Here is a 20,050-nt window from a genome sequence, read left to right as displayed (position 1 = left end):
GCTAAAGCATGGTGGGTTACGCTTCGCTAACCCACCCTACAATCTCGCCTTATCCACCCGCCCAGACGTCCAGCACGTACCGGTTCTTCGTCCCCATCTCCTCGATCCAGAGCGCGCTTGCGGCCGCATCGCTGCCGCTCCTCTCGCGGTGGATCGCGACCAGCGCCGCCTTCACGTCGGGCTCCATCTTGCTGCCGTCGCCGCAGACATAGATGATCGCGCCCTGCTCGATCAGCGGCCAGACCTTGTCCTTCTGCGCGGCGAGCACGTGCTGCACATAGGTCTTCGGTCCGTCCGCGCGCGAGAACGCCGTGAACAGCTCGGTGATGCCGCTTGCCGCCAGCGCCTTCAGCTCCTCCGCATAGAGAAAATCCTGATCGGGGTGGCGGCAGCCGAAGAACAGCATGGATGGCCCGAGCGCCGCGCCCTTGGCCTTGCGCGCAGCGCGTTCCTGGAGGAAGCCGCGGAACGGCGCGAGGCCCGTGCCGGGGCCGATCATGATGATCGGCACTGAGGGATCGTCCGGGAGCCGGAAGCCGGCTTTGGTCTCGCGCACGGTGGCGTAGATCGCATCACCGGTGCGCCGATTGGCGAGATAGTTCGAGCAGATGCCCTTGTAGGTGCCGCGCCCGGACGCAGCCGGCCCTTCGACTACGCCGACCGTGATGCTGCAATGAGCCGCGTCGACGGACGGCGAAGACGAGATCGAGTAATAGCGTGGCGCAAGCAGCGAGAGCATTTCCAGATAGACATGGAACGGCAATTCGCAGGCCGGATATTCAAGCAGCAGATCGAACACCGATTTGCGCCTGGCCAGGATCTCGCTGCGATAACGCTCGAGTGGCTCGCCCTCCTCGCCGACGAAGGCCAGCAGCTTCGGCTTGGTGACGGGACAGCGGGTATGCTCGGCCATGATCTGGATCTGCTTGCGTGTCGCGACCTGCTGCAGCTCGACGAACTCGCTGAGCAGGCGGCCGACCGACACGGCGTCCCCGACCGGCAATTGCGCGCGGCGCCCTTCGGCGACCTGAAGCCTGATCTGGTCGGCGGGCAGGAACCCAAAGCGGCGGGCCACCGAATCCACCAGCGTCGGATCGTTGCGCGGGACGACGCTGAGGTGATCGCCGACGCGGTAGCTGACGTTGGACGGCAGCTGCACCTCGATATGACGCGTCGAGCGCTCCGACGGATTCGAGCCGTTCCTGTTCTGAAGCTCGTCATTGACCAGCACCTTCATCGCCACCGCGCCGCCTTGGGCCACGATGGTGTTGACGGCGGTCACCGCCACCGGCTCGATCGCGTAGAGCGGATCGTCCTCCGCGGTGCGGGTGAAATTCCAGTCGATGCCGAATTCCTTGGTCGCGACCTGGGCGGCAGCCGGGAACCATTTCTGGAACTGGCCGTCGAGATCGCTACGCGCATCGCCCTCGCCGCGCGGATAGATTGCGCGCGCACCGTGCGCCGACAAATGTTCGTCGATCAAGCGCGGCACCGATTGATAGGTGGCGGCCCAGTCGCTGTTGCCGCAACCGAACACGGCGTAGCGCACACCGGCAAAGGCATCCTTCGGCAGATCGCCGCCGAGCCATTTGACGAACTGCGTGGCATTGTCCGGCGGCGCACCGTTATAGGAGGCGCAGATGATCAGTACGCCGCCCTCCTGCGGCAGCTTGCCGACGTAATCGTCGAGCGGGCCGAGATGCACCGCAAAGCCGTTGATTTCGGCAAGATCGGCCATGCGCGTCGCGAGTTCCTCGGCGGTGCCGAGATTGGAGCCGTAAAGCACTAGCATCGGCGTGTTGTGGCCCGGCCGGGCCGTCGGCTGGCGCGGCGCCTTCGGCGCCGAGGACGCGGCCGCCACAGGCCCACCGTAGGCGCCCCGCTCGCGATCGGCGCGCGGACGCACCTTGATCTTGAAGCCTTCCGGCTTCATCGTCAGGGTTTCCTTCAGGTGCATCTGGTAGCGCTGGTGGTCGATCAGCTTGAAGCGCTGCAGGACCATGCCGAGCGCGAGCGCGGCCTCGTGCATGGCAAAGCCGCGGCCGATGCAGGCGCGCTGGCCGTTGCCGAATGGCTTCCAGGCATTGATTGGCCGTTTGGCCTCCGCCTCACGACTGAAGTTCTCGGGATCGAACGCATCGGGGTTCGGCCCCCAGACGCTGGGATCGCGATGCAGCGCGGTCACCAGGATCGTGGTGAAGGTGCCTTTCCTGAGCTTGTATTTGCCGCCGCCGATGGTCTCGTCGCTCAGCGGCGAGATGCCATAGGCCGGCGCGGGCGGCCACAGCCGCAGCGCCTCTTTCAGGATCTGCGTGATGTAGGTGAGCTGCGTCACCTGCTGATAGGTCGGCTTGGCGTTGACATCGGGGCCGAAGACGCGGTCGACCTCGTCGTAGGCCTTCTTGAGAATGTCCGGGTGCTTGAGCAGCGCATAGAGCGTGTAGGACAAGAGGCCACTGGTGGTCTCGTGGCCCGCGATCAGGAACGTGTTGATCTGGTAGCGGATGTTGACGTCGTCGAGCTGCTCGCCGGTCGACCGGTCGACGCCCGTCATCATCGCGGCCAGCATGTCCTTCTTGTCGTCGATCCCCTCTGCGCTCTTGCGCCGCTCGGCGATGATCTCGTCGACCATCTTGTTCATGAAGGCGACGTCCTCCGCGAGCGTCTTGCGGCGCTTCTGCATCCAGATCTGCTCGAGCGGTAGGCCACGCGTCATCATGATGGTTTCGAGCGAGCGCACCAGCGACTCGACGAAGGGATGGTAGTCGCGCCGGTAGAACGAATTGAAGCGGTACTCGAAGCCGCATAGCCCGATCGTGTCCAGCGTCAGCGCGGTCATGTCGTGGACGACATCGATCTCCTCGTCGGCGTTCAGCCGCTCCCATTTCTGGACGAGCTGCTCGGCGATATCGACCATGCTCGGGTGGTAGGACTGCATGGCGCGGTTGCCGAAGGGTTGGAGCAGGATGTTGTGCGCCTTGCTCCAGTTCGGCTCCTTGGTATCGGCCGTGAACAGCCCATCGCCGCCGACCGCGCGCACGCGCCGCAACGCGCCGCGCACCGTCTTATCGAAGCGCTTCTCGTCGGAGAGCTCGTCGACGAGATCGTGGCCGGAGACGACGACGATCGGCGAGCCCATCATGTCGAGCCAGAAGATCGGACCTAGCTCCTTGGCGAGCCGCGTCAGGTGCTGCACGGGGGCGGCCGAGTCCAGCGACAGCATATTGCCGACCACCGGCTTGGTCGGCGGATGCGGGATCGGATCCAGACGGTTCTTGGTTGACATTAAATGCGCTTCCCCTGCCTCGGTATTCAACGTCGTCATTGCGAGCGAGGCGAGGCAATCCAGAAGTGCTTCCGCGCCGGCTGGTCTGGATTGCTTCGTCGCTTCGCTGCGCCCGCAATGACGAATTAGCCAAACCGCCTTCTACGCCATTCGATCAGCTTGGCGCTGACCTCCTCCGGCTTCTCCTGCTGCGTCCAATGGCCGCTGTCGCGGACCAGATACTTTTCGAGATCGGGAATCAGCTTGTCCATGCCGTCGGCGGAGGATGGCGGCAACACCGCATCGTTCTCGGCCATGATCATCAGCGACGGCACGCGTACCGTATGATCGAGCCCTTCGGCGCGCGTCCAGTTGCGCGACATGTTGCGGTACCAGTTGATGCCGCCGGTGAAGCCGGTCCGGGTGAAGTTGTCGACGAACACCTTCTTCTCTTCCGGCGACAGGATCGGCGTACGCGGATCGTGCTTCGCGTCATAGGCTGCGATCATCTGCGGAAACGCCAGATTGACCCGCGGCGAAGCGCCGACGCCGGCAACCACTTCCTCTGCCGGCGCGTCGGGCGGACGCGGCGCCGGCTTGCGCATGAACGCATCAAAAGTCTGTTCGACGCGACTGCCGAAAATCCTGTCGGGCTCACGCGCCGGGTCCTGGAACTGCACGATGTACATCTTGTCACCGAAGCGCGCGCGCAGGAGCTCGATCGGATCGGCCCAGGCGCGGTTGGTGTGAGGCGTGTTGATGCCGACCACGCCCGCAACCCGCTCGATGTGCCGCAACGGCATCTGCCAGACGATGAAGCCGCCCCAGTCGTGACCGACGAAGATCGCCTTGTCGATATTCAGATGGTCGAGGAGCCCGACGAGGTCGCCGGTCAGGTGCTCAATGTCGTAGGCCTCGACCGGCTCGGGCCGGTCGGTTGCACCATAGCCGCGCTGGTCGGGCGCGATCACCCGAATGCCGGCTTCGCTCAATGCCTTGATCTGGTGGCGCCAGGAGAAGGCGAGCTCGGGCCAGCCGTGGCATAGCACGATCGGCGGCTTGTCGCTGACCGGGCCCGCCTCGTAATAGCCCATGCGGATTCCGTTGGTCTGCGCGAACTGGAGCGGCGGCATCTCAATCATTGACACGTTCCTACTCTGCTGCGCCCTTGATGTCAGCGGCCGGCGGCGCGTAGGCCGCCTCCAGCGCGGCGAACTCCTCCGGAAGCATGTCGCACATCACCTGCACGTGCGGAATGATGTTGGCGCCGACGATGAAGCCGAAATCGAGCTGGTCGCGATAGCTCTGCACGGTGATGTTGAGCGCCTGCCCGTGCGTCGAGATCGACACAGGAAAGATGTGCAGAAGCTCGGCGCCCGCGGCATAGAGCGTCTGTCGCGGCCCCGGCACGTTGGACACGGTGATGTTCGCGGCCGGCGGCAGCACGTCGGACAGGTTGGAGCGGCTGTAGAGCAGCGCGAGGATCTGCACCATGATCGGCGCGCCCAGCATCGAGATGTTGGAGACCTGCGGCATCAGTGCACGCAGCGGATGCGACATTTCCTTGGACTTGGTTGATTGCGCGATGATCGCCTCGAGGCGCGCCTTGGGATCGTCGATGTTGGTCGCGATCGCGCAGATCATGCCGAACACCTGGTTGTTGGCTTCGGTGTTGCCCTCCTCGCGCAGGGAGATCGGCACCGCCGCGGTCAGCGATTTTGCCGGCAGCGTGCTATATTGTTGGAGGTAACGTCGGACCACTCCGGAGGCGAGCGCCAGCACGACGTCGTTGAGCTTGCCACCAGCACGCTTCGCCAGCGCCTTGGAGCGCGACAACGAGATCGACACGCCGGCAAAACTGCGCTCCGACGAGATCGTCTTGTTCAGCATGGTCGGCGGCGACACCATGCTGGCGAGGCTCTCGCGCGACTTGGGATCGGCGACCTTGCCGAGCACCTCGGAGACGCTCTTGACCATGGTCGGGATATTACCCGCAAAGCGCACCGCGCTCTCGATCTGGTACATTGCGTTGTCGAACAGGATCGAGCCAATGTCGCTCTTTCCGGTGCGCGGCAATTGCAGGTTCTGGGCGGCCTTACCGGCGTCGAGCGGCTGATTGAACAGCTGCTGGTAGGAATCGAGCAGGTTCGCGGCGATGTCGCGCGGCTCCTGTCCAGCCTTGCTCCCCGCCGTCGGCGGATCGACCTTCCGCGGGATCGGGGAGATATCGTAGATCATGTTGGTCAGCGCCGCACCGGCGCCGCCGTCGATGGCGGCATGGTGCATCTTGGAATAGAGCCCGACCTCGTTGTCCTTCATGCCCTCGAACACGTAGAACTCCCAGAGCGGGCGGGCCCGGTTCAACAGCTTGGCGTGCATCCAGCCGACGATGCGCTCGAGCGTGGCCCGGTCGCGCGGCTGCGGCAGGCTGGCGCGGAAGATGTGGCGGTCGATGTCGAACTGATCGTCCTCCACCCAGGAGGGATGGTCGATGTCGAGCGGCGCCTTCTCCAGCCGCGCCTTCAGGATCGGCGCGATGTGCAGGCGCGAGACGATCATCGCCTTGAAGTCTTCGAAGAAGTCGCCCTTGTAGTCGTCGGGCAGGCGAAAGATCGCCATGCTCCCGACATGCATCGGCATTTCCGGCGTCTCCAGATAGAGAAACGACGCGTCCAGCGACGACAGCTTCTTCCCGTCAGCCATAGTTCCCTCCCAAGATTTGACGGGCGCCTTAGCCGGCGCTTCTCGTCAGGCGGATACTGCCTGTTCCGGCGGGGCATATGCAATGGCAAACGGCCCTGCCCGGTCAAATGGCGAGAATTCCCCCTCCGGTTGGGCCAGGCGGTCGGCCACGGCCCACAGCGCCGCGGGGTTCACCCCGAGCCCGATATGGCTCGCCAGGTGCACCTCGATGTTCTCGGCACGGTCGGAGGGACGGAGCAAGCAGGTCCGCCAGTTCACGACACCGTCGGCGCGCGAATAGATCGAGGTTGCCGGCACCGGCAGATCGCCGGCGATCGCCTCGCGCGCTACCGCAAAATCCTCGACCCGCTCGCCGGACAGCGCCTCGTAGAGCCGCGTGGCGTTGGTCGCCCGCACGTCGTTGGCAAAAGGGCTGCCGAGCGTGATGACATAGCGAACCTTGTCGGGCGCCCACAGCGCGAGATCGCGGGCATAGACGCCGCCGAGACTCCACCCGACCAGGCTGACCTTGCGCCCCGTGGCGGCATGGATTTCGACGAGACGGCTGCGCAGCGAATCCCGCATCCGCCCCAGCCCACCAAGGTTGCGGCCCATTCGCCATGCATGCGCCTCATAGCCGAGCTCGCTGAGATAGCGCCGCATCGGCATCATCGAGAGATCGCTGGCGAGAAAGCCCGGCAACGCCAGCACCGGATGGCCGTCGCCCCTGGGCGCGCGCATCAGAAGCGGCGACAGCAGCAGGCTGGCGTTGAATTCGAACAGGCCGCGAGCCTCGGCAAGCAGCAGGCCGAGGCCCGGCGGACGAAGCCGGCCTCTCTCCAGCGCCCCATCCGGCCCGGGCGACACTATTTCTTCTTGTCGCCGCTGCGCGGGCTGCCGAGACCGGCCATGGTGACGAACATGTCCTGAAACCGCTCCGCGATCTTCGGATCGAAGGTGAACCAGCTCTGGATCAGCGATTCCGGGGAGACCTTGTCGATGTTGGACATCATCTGTTGCTGCAGCTTGTCCATGACAGCGGTCTGCATCGGCATCACGTCAGGCAAACCGAAGAACTGGCGGGCCTCGAGGGGGGTGCAGTCGATTTCGATGTTAACTTTCATGTCCCCTCCGGAATGAGATTCGAGCGGCTCGGCGGAGTATCGCCGCGAGTTGTGGTGCGACGCAAGCTACCTGATGCAGGCGCGACATGCCCCGTCCCGCAATTGGCCAGTATGGTCAACCAAAGTCGAAAGACGCGGTCCTCCATGCCAGACGCCACGGTCAGCATTGCTGCACAGCGGCGCAACTTGGCGCGTTCCTTGCTGGAATGGCGCTTGCACCGGTCGAGAACTCTGGGCAACATGGATTAATCGGCCGGCCGAACAATCAAAAACCACCGGCACGGCGGTGTGGAGAGGGTCAAGAATGTCAGTATGTCGGAGTCTGTTTGCGGCGACGCTCGCCGGTACGTTTGCGTTGACGGTCTCGCCTGCGACCAGCCAGACGCTGCGCTATGCCAACCAAGGTGACCTGAAGTCCCTCGATCCCTATACGCTCAATGAGAGCACCACCCACGCCCATCTCGGTCACGTCTATCAAGGCCTCACCGCGCGCGACAAGGACCTCAAGATCATTCCGGCGCTGGCGGAGAGCTGGGAAACTCCGGAGCCGACCCGCTGGCGCTTCCATTTGCGCAAAGGCGTGAAATTCCACAACGGCGATCCCTTCACCGCCGACGACGTGGTGTTCTCGGCCGACCGCGTCCGCAAGAAGGGGTCCAACATGCAGACCCGCCTTGCGCCCGACGTCAAGGTCGTCAAGGTCGATGATTACACCGTCGACTTCGTTCTGCCTTCGCCCAATCCCATCCTGCATAACTCGTGGGATGTCTGGTACATCATGGACAAGAAATGGGCCGAGGCGAACAACGTCGTCGATCCGACGCCGGTGGCGGCGACCACGCCGAGCTACGCCTCGCTGCACGAGAACGGCACCGGTCCCTTCACCATCGAAAGCCATCAGCCTGGCGTCAAGACCGTATTCAAGGCCAATCCCAATTACTGGGGCAAGATGGAAGGTAACCTGAAGGAGATCGTCTTCACCCCGATCGCCTCGGACGCCACCCGCGTCGCTGCGCTGCTCTCGGGCGAAGTCGACGTCATCGAGCCGGTGCCGATCCAGGACATCTCCCGCGTCGATTCCAGCCCGAACGCCCAGGTGCTGAAGGGGGCGGAGCTGCGCACCATCTTCATCGGCTTCGATCAGATGCGCGATGAGCTGCTCTACTCCAACATCAAGGGCAAGAATCCGTTCAAGGACGTCCGCGTCCGCGAAGCCTTCTACAAGGCGATCGACATCGAGCTGATCAAGACGCGCGTGATGCGCGGGCTGTCGACACCGTCGGCCCTGATGATCGCACCGGAATTGTTCGTGCTGTCCAAGGAGTTCACACGGCCGAAATTCGACCCTGACGGCGCCAAGAAGCTCCTGACAGAGGCCGGCTATCCCGACGGCTTCGAGGTCACGATGGATTGTCCGAACGACCGTTACGTCAACGACGCTGCCATCTGCCAGGCCGTGGTCGGCATGCTTGCCCGCATCGGCGTCAAGATCAATCTTCTGGCGCAGCCGAAGGCGCAATACTTCGCCAAGGTGCTGAAGCAGGGCGGCTACCAGACCTCGTTCTACCTGCTGGGTTGGACGCCGAGCACGATGGACTCGCACAACGTGCTCTACGACATCATGGGCTGCCGCGACGATGCGAAGTCTTCGCGGGGCGAGGCCAATCTCGGCGGCTATTGCAACAAGGAGTTCGACGCCATCACCGACAAGGTGCTGGTCGAAACCGACACTGCCAAGCGCAACCAGCTGATCAAGCAGGCCTACGAAATCGGCAACAAGGACTGGTCCTACGTCCCGCTGCACCAGCAGGCGCTGGCCTGGGGCGTATCGAAAAAAGTCAACCTGCCGCAGCGCGCCGACAACCTGGTCATGTTCCATTGGGCAACCAAGAAGGAATAGCGTCAGTTGAACACGAGGTCCCGGCGGCGTCAGGCTTCCGGGACCTTTCCTTTTCCGGCTGACAGAGGCGTCAGCCGCACGCACACCCAAGGACAGTGGAAGGCATGCTCGCTTTCACTCTTCGCCGCGCCGTTCAGGCCATCGGCGTCATGTTCGCCGTCGGCATCATCGCCTTCTCGATGTTCCGTTTCGCCGGCGACCCCGTCAACCAGATCGTCTCGATCGACACGTCGGCGGCCGAACGCGAGGTCGTGCGCAAGTCGCTCGGCCTCGATGATCCCGTGCCGGTGCAGTTCGTGCGCTATTTCGCCGACGCCGCGCAATTCAAGTTCGGCGTCTCCTACCAGTTCCGCCAGCCGGTCTCGACGTTGTTGATGGAGCGTATGCCGGCCACGCTGGAACTTGCGGTCAGCGCGACCGTGTTTGCCATGGTGTTCGGCATTCTGATGGGTGTCTATTCGGCGCTCAAGCGCGACACCGTGCTCGCCAAATTGTTTCAGGCGGTTTCGCTGATTGGCATCTCGTTGCCGACTTTCCTGATCGGCATTCTGCTGATCTATCTGTTCGCGGTGACATTGGGTTGGCTGCCCTCGTTCGGTCGCGGCGAGGTGGTCAAGCTCGGCTGGTGGAGCACGGGTCTGCTCACGCTGTCGGGACTGAAGGCGCTGATCATGCCCTCGATCACGCTCGGCCTGTTCCAGATGACCCTGATCATGCGGCTGGTGCGCGCGGAGATGCTGGAAGTGCTGCGGACCGACTACATCCGCTTCGCCCGCGCTAGAGGCCTGACCACCCGCGCCATCCATTTCGGCCACGCGCTGAAGAACACGCTCATTCCCGTGATCACGGTGGCCGGACTTCAGTTTGGCTCGGTTATTGCATTTTCGATCATCACCGAAACCGTGTTCCAATGGCCGGGTATGGGACTTCTGTTCGTGCAGGCCGTGCAGAACGTCGACATCCCGATCATGGCCGCCTATCTGCTGATGGTTTCGCTGATCTTCGTCACCATCAATCTGGTGGTCGACATCCTCTACACCGTGGTCGATCCGCGCCTGCGCGCGACCGTCGGCCGCGCCACATAAGGCAGCCCTGCATGTCCGACGCAGTCGCCTCCAATTCCGACAAGCAGAGCGCGCCGCCCGCGCATGCCGGCCGCAACTGGCTCAGCCGCGCCCTCGACAGCGACATCTTCTATTCGTTCCGCCGCTCCAAGCTGACCATGGTGGCGGCGGCCATTACCGTGCTGTTCTTCCTGCTTGCGATCTTTGCATCCGCGCTCGCCGTGCAGAACCCGTTCGATCCGGCGCAGCTCCAGTTGATGAACTCACGGATCTCGCCGCTCTGGACCGCCGACGGCCAAAGCCCGTTCCTGCTCGGCACCGACGAGCAGGGCCGCGACGTGTTCTCCGCAATTCTCTACGGCATGCGCATCTCGCTGGCCGTGGGCGTCGCCGGCGTGATCTTCGCCGGCGCGCTCGGCATCGCGCTCGGCCTGATCGCCGGCTATTTCGGCGGCGCGGTCGACGGCGTGATCATGCGAATCGCCGATGTGCAACTCACCTTCCCCGCCATTCTGATCGCGCTGCTGGTCAACGGCATCGCGAAATCGATCTTTGGCAACCGACTGGACGCCAACAGCATGCTGGTGGTGCTGGTGATCTCGATCGGCCTGAGCTTCTGGGTCGGCTATGCCCGGACGGTGCGCGGCTCCGTGATGGTCGAGAAGAACAAGGACTACGTCGCCGCCGCGCAGTTGATCGGCCTGCCCGCGCCGAAGATCATGCTGCGACACGTGCTGCCCAACACGATGGGGCCGATCCTGGTCATCGCCACCATCAACCTTGCGCTGGCCATCATCACCGAGGCGACGCTATCCTTCCTCGGCGTCGGCCTGCCCGACACCATGCCCTCGCTTGGCACGCTGATCCGCATCGGCAACAATTATCTGTTCGCCGGCGAATGGTGGATCGTCGCCTTTCCCGGACTCGCGCTGGCCGGGCTGATCCTGTCGATCAACCTGCTCGGCGACTGGCTGCGCGACGCGCTCAACCCCAAACTTCGATGAGCAAAACTTTGACAAGAGCGCCTCGCCCATGACCGAGCCCGTTCTCTCCGTGCGCAACCTTCAGGTGGAGTTCGCCTCCCGCCGCGGCACGCTGCGCGCCATCGACGGCGTCTCCTTCGACATCGCCAAGGGCGAAGTGCTGGGCGTGGTCGGCGAATCCGGAGCCGGCAAATCCGTCACCGGTCTCGCCGTGATCGGCCTGATCGATCCCCCCGGCCGCATCGCCGGCGGCGAGATTCATCTGGCCGGTCAGCGCATCGACAATCTGCCGCCGGAGGAGATGCGCCGCATCCGTGGCAAGCGGATCGGCATGATCTTCCAGGATCCCCTCACCTCGCTCAATCCGCTCTACCGGGTCGGCGACCAGATCATCGAGACGATCCGAACCCACCTGAACCTGTCCGAATCCGCCGCCCGCCGCCGCGCCATCGACCTGCTCGCCGAGGTCGGCATTCCCGCGCCGGAAAAGCGCATCGACGGCTATCCGCACGAATTCTCGGGCGGCATGCGCCAGCGCGTCGTGATTGCGCTGGCGATCTGCGCCGAGCCCGAGCTGATCATCGCCGACGAGCCGACCACCGCGCTCGACGTCTCCGTGCAGGCGCAGATCATCTCGCTGATCAAGCGGCTCGGCCGCGACCACGGCACCGCCGTGATGCTGGTGACGCACGACATGGGCGTGATCGCGGAGACCTCCGACCGCGTCGCGGTGATGTATGCCGGCCGTGTCGCCGAGATCGGTCCGGTCCAGGATGTCGTCAGAAATCCGCTGCACCCTTACGCCAAGGGCCTGATGGGCGCGATCCCGACGCTGGCTGGCGACGACAAGCGCCTCATGCAGATTCCCGGCTCCATGCCGCGCCTCTCCGCGATCCCGCGCGGGTGCTCGTTCAATCCGCGCTGCGCCTTCGCATTCGACCGCTGTCGTGTTGACCGGCCGGAGCCGCTGCCACGAGGCGCGCAATCGGTCGCCTGCCATCTCTATGACAATGTGCCGGCGGAGAGCGCGGCATGAGCGCGCCCTTCGTTCAGGCCAGGGGCCTGCGTCGCGTCTTCGACGTCTCAAAACCATGGCTCAACCGCGTGCTCGAAGGCGGGCACCTCGAATATCTCAAGGCTGTCGATCACGTCGCATTCGATATCAGGAAGGGCGAGACGTTTGCGCTGGTCGGCGAATCCGGCTCGGGCAAGACCACGGTGGCGCGGATGGTCGTGGGCCTGCTGCCGCCCAGCTCCGGCGACGTCCTGATCGACGGCGTCTCGATGACGGATCCGCGGCAAGCGCCGGCACGCCGAAAGCTGCGCCGCCGCATCCAGATGATCTTCCAGGACCCCTATGCGAGCCTCAACCCGCGCTTCCGAGTGGATGCCATCATCTCCGAGCCGATCCGCGCCTTCAACCTGATCCAGGGCGAGCGCGACATCCAGGCCCGCGTCGGCGAGTTGCTCAGCCTTGTCGGCCTGCATCCCGACGACCGGCTGAAGTTTCCGCACGAATTCTCCGGCGGCCAGCGCCAGCGTATCGCGATCGCGCGGGCGCTCGCCTCCGATGCCGAGTTCATCGTCTGCGACGAGCCGACCTCGGCGCTCGACGTCTCCGTGCAGGCGCAGATTCTCAATCTGATGCGCGACCTCCAGGACAAGTTCGGCCTGACCTACATGTTCATCAGCCACAACCTCGCCGTGGTCCGCCACATGGCGAGCCGCGTCGGCGTGATGTATCTCGGCCGCATCGTCGAGATCGCGGAGGGACGCGAGCTGTTCGCCAATCCGCGCATGCCCTACACCAAGATGCTGCTCGGCGCCGTGCCTGATCTTGCCATGAGCGGCCGCCAGCGCATCCCCGTGAAGGGCGAGATCCCGAACCCGATCAATCCGCCACCCGGCTGCGCCTTCAATCCGCGCTGTCCGCTTGCGTTCGACCTCTGCCGCAAGGAGACCCCGGAACTGATCGACGGGGTCGCCTGCCACGCGGTCAACACCGCGCCGGCCCCGGCGTGACGCGCGCGTGCCATGCTGGCAGCGCATTGGCGGCGCGGCATCGCCTGTGATCAATTGCGCGTGCCGCAAATGAGGTAATCCATGGCCAGCAACGTCAATCCCGATCCGTTCACGACACGCCCCGAGATCGAGGGCACGTTCGGGGTCGTTGCTACCACGCACTGGATCGCGACCGCCGTCGGCATGGCTATTCTGGAGAAGGGCGGCAATGCCTTCGACGCCGGCGTTGCCACGGCCTTCACGCTCCAGGTGGTCGAGCCGCATCTGAACGGCCCCGGTGGCGACGTACCTGTCATCGTGCACGACGTAAAGCGTGGGCGCACCGAGGTGATCTGCGGCCAGGGCCCGGCGCCGGCGCGCGCCACCATTGCGCATTACAGGAGCGAGGGCCTCGACCTGGTGCCAGGCACCGGCCTGCTCGCGGCCTGCGTCCCCGGCACCTTCGAATCCTGGATGATGCTGCTGCGCGACTACGGAACGATGCGCGTGCGCGATGTGCTGGAGCCCGCAATCTCCTATGCCCGCGACGGCTATCCCCTGGTCGAGCGCGCATGCGCCACGATCCAGACCGTCGAGCAATTGTTCCGCAAGCACTGGCCGACCTCGGCCGCCGTGTATCTGCCGAATGGCGAAGTGCCGAAGCCCGGCACGCTGTTCACCAACAAGACGCTGGCGGCGACCTACACCCGCATTCTCAACGAAGCCGAGAGCGGCGGCGGTGGCCGCAACGCGGAGATCGAACGCGCGCGCAAGTCGTGGTCGCAAGGTTTCGTCGCCGAAGCCATCGACAGGTTCTGCCGGACGCAGGAAGTGATGGACGTCAGCGGCTCGCCACATCGCGGGGTTCTCTCGGCCGACGACATGGCGCGCTGGCAGCCGACCATCGAGGCGCCGCTGACCTACGATTATGGCCGCTACACCGTCTGCAAGGCCGGCGTCTGGAGCCAGGGTCCGGTCACCCTGCAGCAGCTCGCGCTATTGAAGGGCTTTACGCTCGACGGGCTCGATCCAACCGGGCCGGAGTTCATCCACCTCCAGATCGAATGCGCAAAGCTCGCCTTCGCCGACCGCGAAAAGTTCTACGGCGATCCGAAATTCAGCGAGATCCCGATCGGGACGCTGCTGTCGGATGCCTATAACGACGAGCGCCGCAAGCTGGTGACCGAGAAGGCTTCGCTCGATCTCCGGCCCGGCGCGGTCGAGGGCTTCGGCGGCGTGGTCAAGCTGCGCCGCGCTGAAGGCCAACGCGAAGCCGTCGGCGCGCTCGGTGCCGGTGAACCAACCGTGGGGCGCTTCGGCGAGGTGCGCGGCGACACCGTTCATTTCGACATCATCGACAAAGCCGGCAACATGGTGTCTTCGACGCCGTCGGGAGGCTGGCTGCAATCCTCCCCGATCATTCCCGAGCTGGGTTTCTGCCTCGGCAGCCGTGCGCAGATGTTCGACTTGGAAGAGAACCAACCGAGCTCGCTCGCGCCGGGCAAGCGGCCGCGCACCACGCTGTCGCCGACCATGGCGCTGCGCGACGGCGAGCCCTACCTCGCCTGGGGCTCGCCTGGCGGCGACCAGCAGGACCAGTGGATCACGCAGTTCTTCCTGCGCCACGTCCATTGCAATCTCAATCTCCAGGAAGCGATCGACGCGCCGGCCTGGCACTCCGAGCATTTCCCGATCTCGTTCTGGCCGCGCACCGCGCGCCCCGGCGTGCTCGTGGTCGAGAACCGCGTGCCCAAGGCGACCATCGAAAATCTTCGCGAGCGCGGACACATCGTGGAGGTCGGCCCCGACTGGTCGGAAGGCCGCCTCACCGCGGCCTCGCGCGTGGGTCGGCGCCGCCGCGCCGCCGCCAATCCGCGCGGCATGCAGGGTTACGCCGCGGGGCGCTGATAGGGCCGATCAGATCACCACTTCCCGCATCACGCGGCGGCAATCCATCTCGTATTCGAGATCGACCACAGGCGGCCGAGCGAAATGCCAGGTCAGGCCGGAGCGCAGCGCGCCGCGGCGCACCAGCTCGTCGGCGAGCGCGTGGTGGAAGTCGTGCACGGAATAGGCCTGCACCGCGGTCGTGTCGTTCCAGCCGAAGCCGAAGGCTGCCATCCGGTTTTCCATCTGCGAGGTCGTCGTGAAGCGCACCTTCTCCCTCAACCCCTCCGGGCTGAGATCGCGGAAGCGCACGGTGCGCTCGACATAGGTGCCGCTGCCCTCGCGCGCCTCGGCGCCACCCGCGATTACGAAGCTCGGCGTTGTCGCGCGGCTCGGGCGCGTGAAGGAGAACGCGTAGAACGACGGCTCGGACGGCGGGTCGATCTCGGGACAGACATTGCTGCGCGCCACCGGATTGGTGGTGCCGTCGAAGATGCCCCATTCGGACAGGGTCTTCACATAGTGCAGGTTGAACGCGCGAAAGCCCTCTTCGCTGAAGGCCGCGGGCGAACGCAGCTCGCAGGCACAGAACGCCGTCAGCGGACGACCTGCCTCCTGGATGAATTTTGCAGCCAGCGCGAACCCCTCCGCGAGCGGCACCAGGCGGTCGAAGCGGACGCGCTCGATCTCGTAGCCGTCGTCTGCCGCCGCGCCAGCCGAATACTGAAACACGGACGGAATGAAGCGGTAATTGCCGGCAGAGAACTCACGAACCATGGTGAACTCCTATTCAAGCTGCATGCGAATGCCTTTGGCGCCGTTGAGCAGGCGCTTCAGGTGAAAGCCGGCCAGAGAATCGTCGGCGTGCATGCCGACCAGCGCGGCAAAGGCCGGCATAGCCGCGGCATCGCCGGCCTCCATCTTGGCGAAAGCCTCCGAATACAGCGCCGTTTCCGGGGCTTCGAATTTGGCTTGTGGCAGCGGCTCGAACGCGCGCAGCGGCTCGCTGCGTCCGCGTAGCATCAGCTCCCCGACGGGGCGGCCTTGAAAATGCTCAGCCGCCTGGGCGACGCTGCCGCTGACGCAAATGCGGGTGCCCAGATGCTTGTTGGCGGCCTCCAGCCGCGCCGCGATGTTGATGGAATCCCCATACGCGGTGTAGTCGAAGAAGCGGTCGCCGCCGAAATTGCCGACCAGCGCCGGGCCGGCGTGAATGCCGATGCGGGTGGCACCGAAGGTGACGCCCACGGCGCTCTGGCGCGCGCGAAAGTCCTGCGCCCAGGCATCGAGCTCATGGGCGCAGGCGACGGCACGCGTGGCATAATCCGGCTGATCGCCGGGCGCATTGAAGAGCACCTGGATTGCATCGCCGATGACCTTTGCAACCGTGCCCTCATGTAGGAAGACGATCTCGGTCATGCCGCCGACATACTCGTTGAGCAGCTTGCCCAGCGTCTCGGGCGGCGCGCTTTCCACCAACGAGGTGAAGCCGGTAATATCGGTGAAGATGGTGGCGACATCGCGCCACTGCACTTCGATCCCCTCGCCGTCGCCGCTGGCGGCCAGACGCTTGGCAAGCTCGGGCGAGAAATGACGCGACAACGCGGCATGGGCGCGCTCGGCTTCCATCTGGCGCCGCCGCACGTCGCGCAGCATCTCCACATGGCGAATGGTCTTCTCGATCGTGGCCTCCAGATCGGCGAAATCGATCGGCTTGGTCAGGAAGTCGAAAGCGCCGCGATTCATGGCGGTGCGGATATTGCTCATGTCGCCATAGGCGGAGACGATGATGGTCGACTTCTTGTCCTCGGCCTCCTGGAGTTTCGCGAGCAGCGACAGGCCGTCCATCCTGGGCATGTTGATATCGGAGACCACCATGTCGACGTGCGGATTCTGCTCGAGCGAGGCCAGCGCATCGAGGCCGTCGCGGGCGAACATGATATCGATCTGTCCGTCGCGAATCTGCCTGCGGAACTTTTGCAGGATCAGCGCCTCGAGATCCGGCTCGTCGTCGACGAAGAGGATGGTCGCAGTCATGCGGCTTGCTCGAGCCTCGTATCGATCTCCTGCCGCAGCAGCGCAAAGTCGATCGGCTTGGTGAGGAGCCCGACGGCGCCGCGCTCGATCGCCTTGCGCCGCGTCTCGGCGTCGCCATAGGCCGTGATCATGATGACGGGAACGTCCGGATGCGCGGCACGCACCTTCGGCAGCATGTCGAGCCCGCTCATGCCGGGCATGTTGATGTCGGACAGGATCAGGATCAACGAGGGATCGCGAACCTCCGCGGCGCGCTTGAGTGCATCGGGCGCAGAGGAGGCGAACTCCATCTGGAAGCGGCCGGCGCGCAACTCGCGCCGGAACTGCTGCCGGAAAAGCGCCTCGACGTCGGGCTCGTCGTCGACAACCAGGATGTAAACGTTCACGACTTGCCTCCGGAAGTGCCGCCCGCCGCCATCGTGCGCGGCAGGGTGATGATGAATTCGGTAAATACACCTTGTGCGGTGTTCACGTCGATGGTGCCGCCGTGCTGCTTCACGACGATATCATGGCTCATGGACAAGCCGAGCCCGGTGCCCTCGCCGACCGGCTTGGTGGTGAAGAAGGGGTTGAACATCCTCTCCTTCACCTCGGGTGGAATCCCCGTGCCATTGTCGCGGATCCGGATTTCGACCCTGCCGCCGAGATCCTTGGTTGCCGCGCTCAAGGTGGGCTCGAAGGCCTCACCCGCGCTCTCCCGACGCTTGGCAGTGGCATAGAATCCGTTGGAGATCAGGTTGAGCAAGACGCGCGTGATCTCCTGCGGATAGATGTCGACCATGCCGGCAGCGGGATCCAACTCGCGCTGGAGCGTGACGTTGAAGGACGGCCGTTCCGCGCGCGCGCCGTGATAGGCGAGATTAAGGCTCTCCTCCACGACCGCATTGATGTCGACGGCGCGATGCTCGCCGGAGCCCTCGCGCGAATGCAGCAGCATGTTCCTGACGATGGAATCGGCGCGCTTGCCATGCTGCACCACCTTCTCGAGATTGCTTCTGAGCATGCCGGTCAGTTCGTCGACCTCCTGCCTGGACTTGTCGTCGAGCGCGGCCGATTGCAGGGTCTCGTTGAGCTCGTCGATCAGCTCGGTCGAGACCGCCGAGAAATTGTTCACGAAGTTAAGTGGGTTCTTGATCTCGTGGGCGATGCCGGCGGTGAGTTGGCCGAGCGAAGCCAGCTTCTCGGTCTGGACCAGGCGATCCTGGGCGGTGCGCAACTCGTCGAGCGATTGCGACAGCTCTCTGGTGCGCTCCTGGACCTCCTCAAACAACCGGACATTCTCGATCGCGATCAGGGCCTGATCGGCAAAAGTGGTGGCGAGTTCGATTTGCTTTGCACTGAACGGCCGCACCTCGTGACGCGTCAGGACGAACACCCCGATCGGTGCTCCCTCTCGCAACAGGGGCACGCCCAGCATCGTACGTACGTTGGAGCGCCTTCGAGCGGACGAGGGCGCAAATTCCGGGTCGGCCTGCACATCCGGGACATGAACGGTCTTGGCATCGAGCAGTGTACGGCCGACCACGCTTCCCCGTTCCGGCATAGACGCGAATGTCCGAAGCTTGTTTTCCTGCTCCGCGTCGAGCCCGCAGCTCGCCGCCAAATAGAAAACGCCATCGCTGGGCCGAAAGATCGTCCCCTCATCCGCGTCGCACAACCGGGCTGCCGAGCCAACAAGCGTGTTCAGCACGGTTTGCAGGTCGAACGCCGAACGGCTGATGACTTTCAGCACATCGGCGGTCGCCGTCTGCTGCTGCAAGGATTCGCTCAATTCCGCCGTCCGCTGCTCGACCTTCTTTTCCAGGTCCGCATAGGATTCCTGCAAGCGCGCGCCCATGTCGTTGAACTGGTCGGCAAGCCCTTCGAGTTCGTCGCCGGTCCGGATCGAAATGCGCTGCGAAAAGTCGCCACCGCCGATCCTTTCGGCGCCGCTGCGCAGCGCCTGAATTGGCCCGACCATGCGGCGCGCAAGGAATATCCCCGCAAGTACCGCGAAGATCGACGCCGCGAGCAGCACGATCGCGAGCCGCTGCAGCGAGGCGTAGAGCGATGCATAGGCCTCCTCGACCGGCAACTCGACGAACATGGTCCAGTGCAGCGGCTCGATTGGAGCCGATGCCGTCAAGACCTTCTGTCCCTGGATGTTGTGCGCTTCCTCGAGCGCATCGGCCATCCTGCCGCCGCCAGCATGCGCGGCGCGCACCTGTGCGAGGCCTGACATATCGGTATTGCGCAGGACCAGACTGATGTCGGGATGCGCGATCAGGCGCCCCTCCGGACCCACCACATAGGCATGTCCATGCTCGCCGACCTTGATCTGGGAGACGACGTCCCAGATCAGCTTGAGATTGACCTCGGCGATACTGACCCCTGCGTCCTTGCGCGCGCCGGCCAGTGCCAGCGTCATGTAAGGCTCGGATTCCCGGCGGAAATAGACAGATCCGTAATAGACCTTGTGCGCGACAGCCTCGGTGAACTTCGGATCACTGGACAGGTCGATCCCGCTCTCGATCGAATCCATCGCCAGCCGCGATACCCGCAGCCGTTCCTTGCCGGTTGAATCGACCTGGGCAAGCTCGGTGATGGCGGGCACCTGCCGCAGAAGCCGCAGCGCGTCGAACCGACGCTGCTCGATCGAGCCCGCCGACCACGGCAGTTGCGTGGTCCAGCCGAGCTGGCTCTCGATCTCCTTGACGAACTGACCGATCTTGGCCGCAGCCGCCTCGGCCTGCTCATGCTGGACCCGGATCAGCGAAGCCTTGTGCTCGCGATAATAGAAGAAAACCTCGAACAGGCCGTTGGCCAGCAGCGCGATGGCGACGACGGCGACGAACAGCGCAACATATTTGGTGAACAGCCGGGTCCTGAACCCCCGTCCCGCCGCCGCGCCAGTGGCAGCGCCATCCGGGGCCGCACTCGGCAGCGTCCTGGCTTGCGGGGTGTCGGGATGGAGAGAAAGGCTCATCCCGCGGAACCTAGCAAGAAGACCGGGCCTTGTCTCTCGCAAGCGCGGCAAGGCCCCCCGCCCGATGGCCGGGGCGTCGGATTGCCGATGCGGTGGCCCAACGAAAAAGGGCGGCAACGGTTTGGCCGCTGCCGCCCTGTGG

Annotated in this window: 15 protein-coding genes; 6 read left to right on the top strand and 9 right to left on the bottom strand. The window is 64.5% G+C overall.

The features are described 5' to 3' along the window. Positions 1-49: 49 nt before the first annotated feature. From IVB26_RS13675 to IVB26_RS13655, 5 genes are all read right to left on the bottom strand, one after another. Positions 50-3,286, bottom strand: a complete 3,237-nt coding sequence (locus tag IVB26_RS13675; RefSeq protein ID WP_247972133.1) for a bifunctional cytochrome P450/NADPH--P450 reductase — start codon at positions 3,284-3,286, stop codon at positions 50-52. 125 nt (positions 3,287-3,411) lie between these two features. After that, positions 3,412-4,407 (bottom strand): alpha/beta fold hydrolase, encoded by a 996-nt coding sequence (locus tag IVB26_RS13670; RefSeq protein ID WP_247972132.1) that lies wholly within the window; start codon positions 4,405-4,407, stop codon positions 3,412-3,414. 10 nt (positions 4,408-4,417) lie between these two features. Further along, positions 4,418-5,968 carry a wax ester/triacylglycerol synthase family O-acyltransferase gene (locus IVB26_RS13665; RefSeq protein ID WP_247972131.1) on the bottom strand — a complete coding sequence of 517 codons (1,551 nt, stop codon included), beginning with the start codon at positions 5,966-5,968 and terminating at the stop codon, positions 4,418-4,420. A gap of 45 nt (positions 5,969-6,013) precedes the next feature. Further along, on the bottom strand, positions 6,014-6,814 hold the full coding sequence (locus IVB26_RS13660; protein WP_247972130.1) for an esterase/lipase family protein: 801 nt from the start codon (positions 6,812-6,814) through the stop codon (positions 6,014-6,016). After that, entirely contained in the window at positions 6,814-7,071 is a 258-nt protein-coding gene (locus IVB26_RS13655) for a DUF6489 family protein (protein ID WP_071915885.1), read from the bottom strand. The genes IVB26_RS13660 and IVB26_RS13655 overlap by 1 nt, the downstream gene beginning before the upstream one ends. 304 nt (positions 7,072-7,375) lie before the next feature. Between IVB26_RS13655 and IVB26_RS13650 the strand changes: the two genes are divergently transcribed. From IVB26_RS13650 to IVB26_RS13625, 6 genes are all read left to right on the top strand, one after another. After that, complete coding sequence (locus tag IVB26_RS13650; RefSeq protein ID WP_247972129.1) at positions 7,376-8,971, top strand: ABC transporter substrate-binding protein; 1,596 nt, start codon at positions 7,376-7,378, stop codon at positions 8,969-8,971. Positions 8,972-9,075: 104 nt separating this feature from the next. Continuing rightward, entirely contained in the window at positions 9,076-10,056 is a 981-nt protein-coding gene (locus IVB26_RS13645; RefSeq protein WP_247972128.1) for an ABC transporter permease, read from the top strand. 11 nt (positions 10,057-10,067) lie between these two features. Beyond that, the gene (locus IVB26_RS13640) at positions 10,068-11,039 is read left to right on the top strand and encodes an ABC transporter permease (protein WP_247972127.1); all 972 of its coding nucleotides are present in this window, start codon (positions 10,068-10,070) and stop codon (positions 11,037-11,039) included. Positions 11,040-11,067: 28 nt separating this feature from the next. Next, complete coding sequence (locus IVB26_RS13635; protein ID WP_247972126.1) at positions 11,068-12,054, top strand: ABC transporter ATP-binding protein; 987 nt, start codon at positions 11,068-11,070, stop codon at positions 12,052-12,054. Further along, complete coding sequence (locus tag IVB26_RS13630; protein ID WP_247972125.1) at positions 12,051-13,040, top strand: ABC transporter ATP-binding protein; 990 nt, start codon at positions 12,051-12,053, stop codon at positions 13,038-13,040. The genes IVB26_RS13635 and IVB26_RS13630 overlap by 4 nt, the downstream gene beginning before the upstream one ends. An 81-nt stretch (positions 13,041-13,121) precedes the next feature. Beyond that, positions 13,122-14,927, top strand: a complete 1,806-nt coding sequence (locus tag IVB26_RS13625) for a gamma-glutamyltransferase family protein (RefSeq protein WP_247972124.1) — start codon at positions 13,122-13,124, stop codon at positions 14,925-14,927. Between the two features lie 9 nt (positions 14,928-14,936). On the opposite strand, the gene cnbZ is transcribed toward IVB26_RS13625, so the two are convergent. From cnbZ to IVB26_RS13605, 4 genes are read right to left on the bottom strand one after another with little or no spacing between them, the layout of a single operon-like run. Then, positions 14,937-15,683 (bottom strand): 2-amino-5-chloromuconate deaminase CnbZ, encoded by a 747-nt coding sequence (gene cnbZ, locus IVB26_RS13620; protein WP_247972123.1) that lies wholly within the window; start codon positions 15,681-15,683, stop codon positions 14,937-14,939. Between the two features lie 9 nt (positions 15,684-15,692). Further along, on the bottom strand, positions 15,693-16,943 hold the full coding sequence (locus IVB26_RS13615) for an adenylate/guanylate cyclase domain-containing protein (RefSeq protein WP_247972122.1): 1,251 nt from the start codon (positions 16,941-16,943) through the stop codon (positions 15,693-15,695). Further along, a complete protein-coding gene (locus IVB26_RS13610) occupies positions 16,940-17,329 on the bottom strand; it encodes a response regulator (protein ID WP_018315558.1) in 390 nt (129 codons plus the stop codon). Before IVB26_RS13610 ends, IVB26_RS13615 begins: the two co-directional genes overlap by 4 nt. Then, positions 17,326-19,908: a sensor histidine kinase gene (locus tag IVB26_RS13605; protein WP_247972121.1), complete on the bottom strand. Its 2,583-nt coding sequence runs from the start codon at positions 19,906-19,908 to the stop codon at positions 17,326-17,328. The genes IVB26_RS13610 and IVB26_RS13605 overlap by 4 nt, the downstream gene beginning before the upstream one ends. Positions 19,909-20,050 lie beyond the last annotated feature (142 nt).

Origin of the sequence: Bradyrhizobium sp. 195, assembly GCF_023101665.1 — a bacterium.
In the GTDB taxonomy this organism is placed as follows: Bacteria; Pseudomonadota; Alphaproteobacteria; order Rhizobiales; family Xanthobacteraceae; genus Bradyrhizobium.
This window is presented reverse-complemented; position numbering and strand designations above follow the sequence as displayed.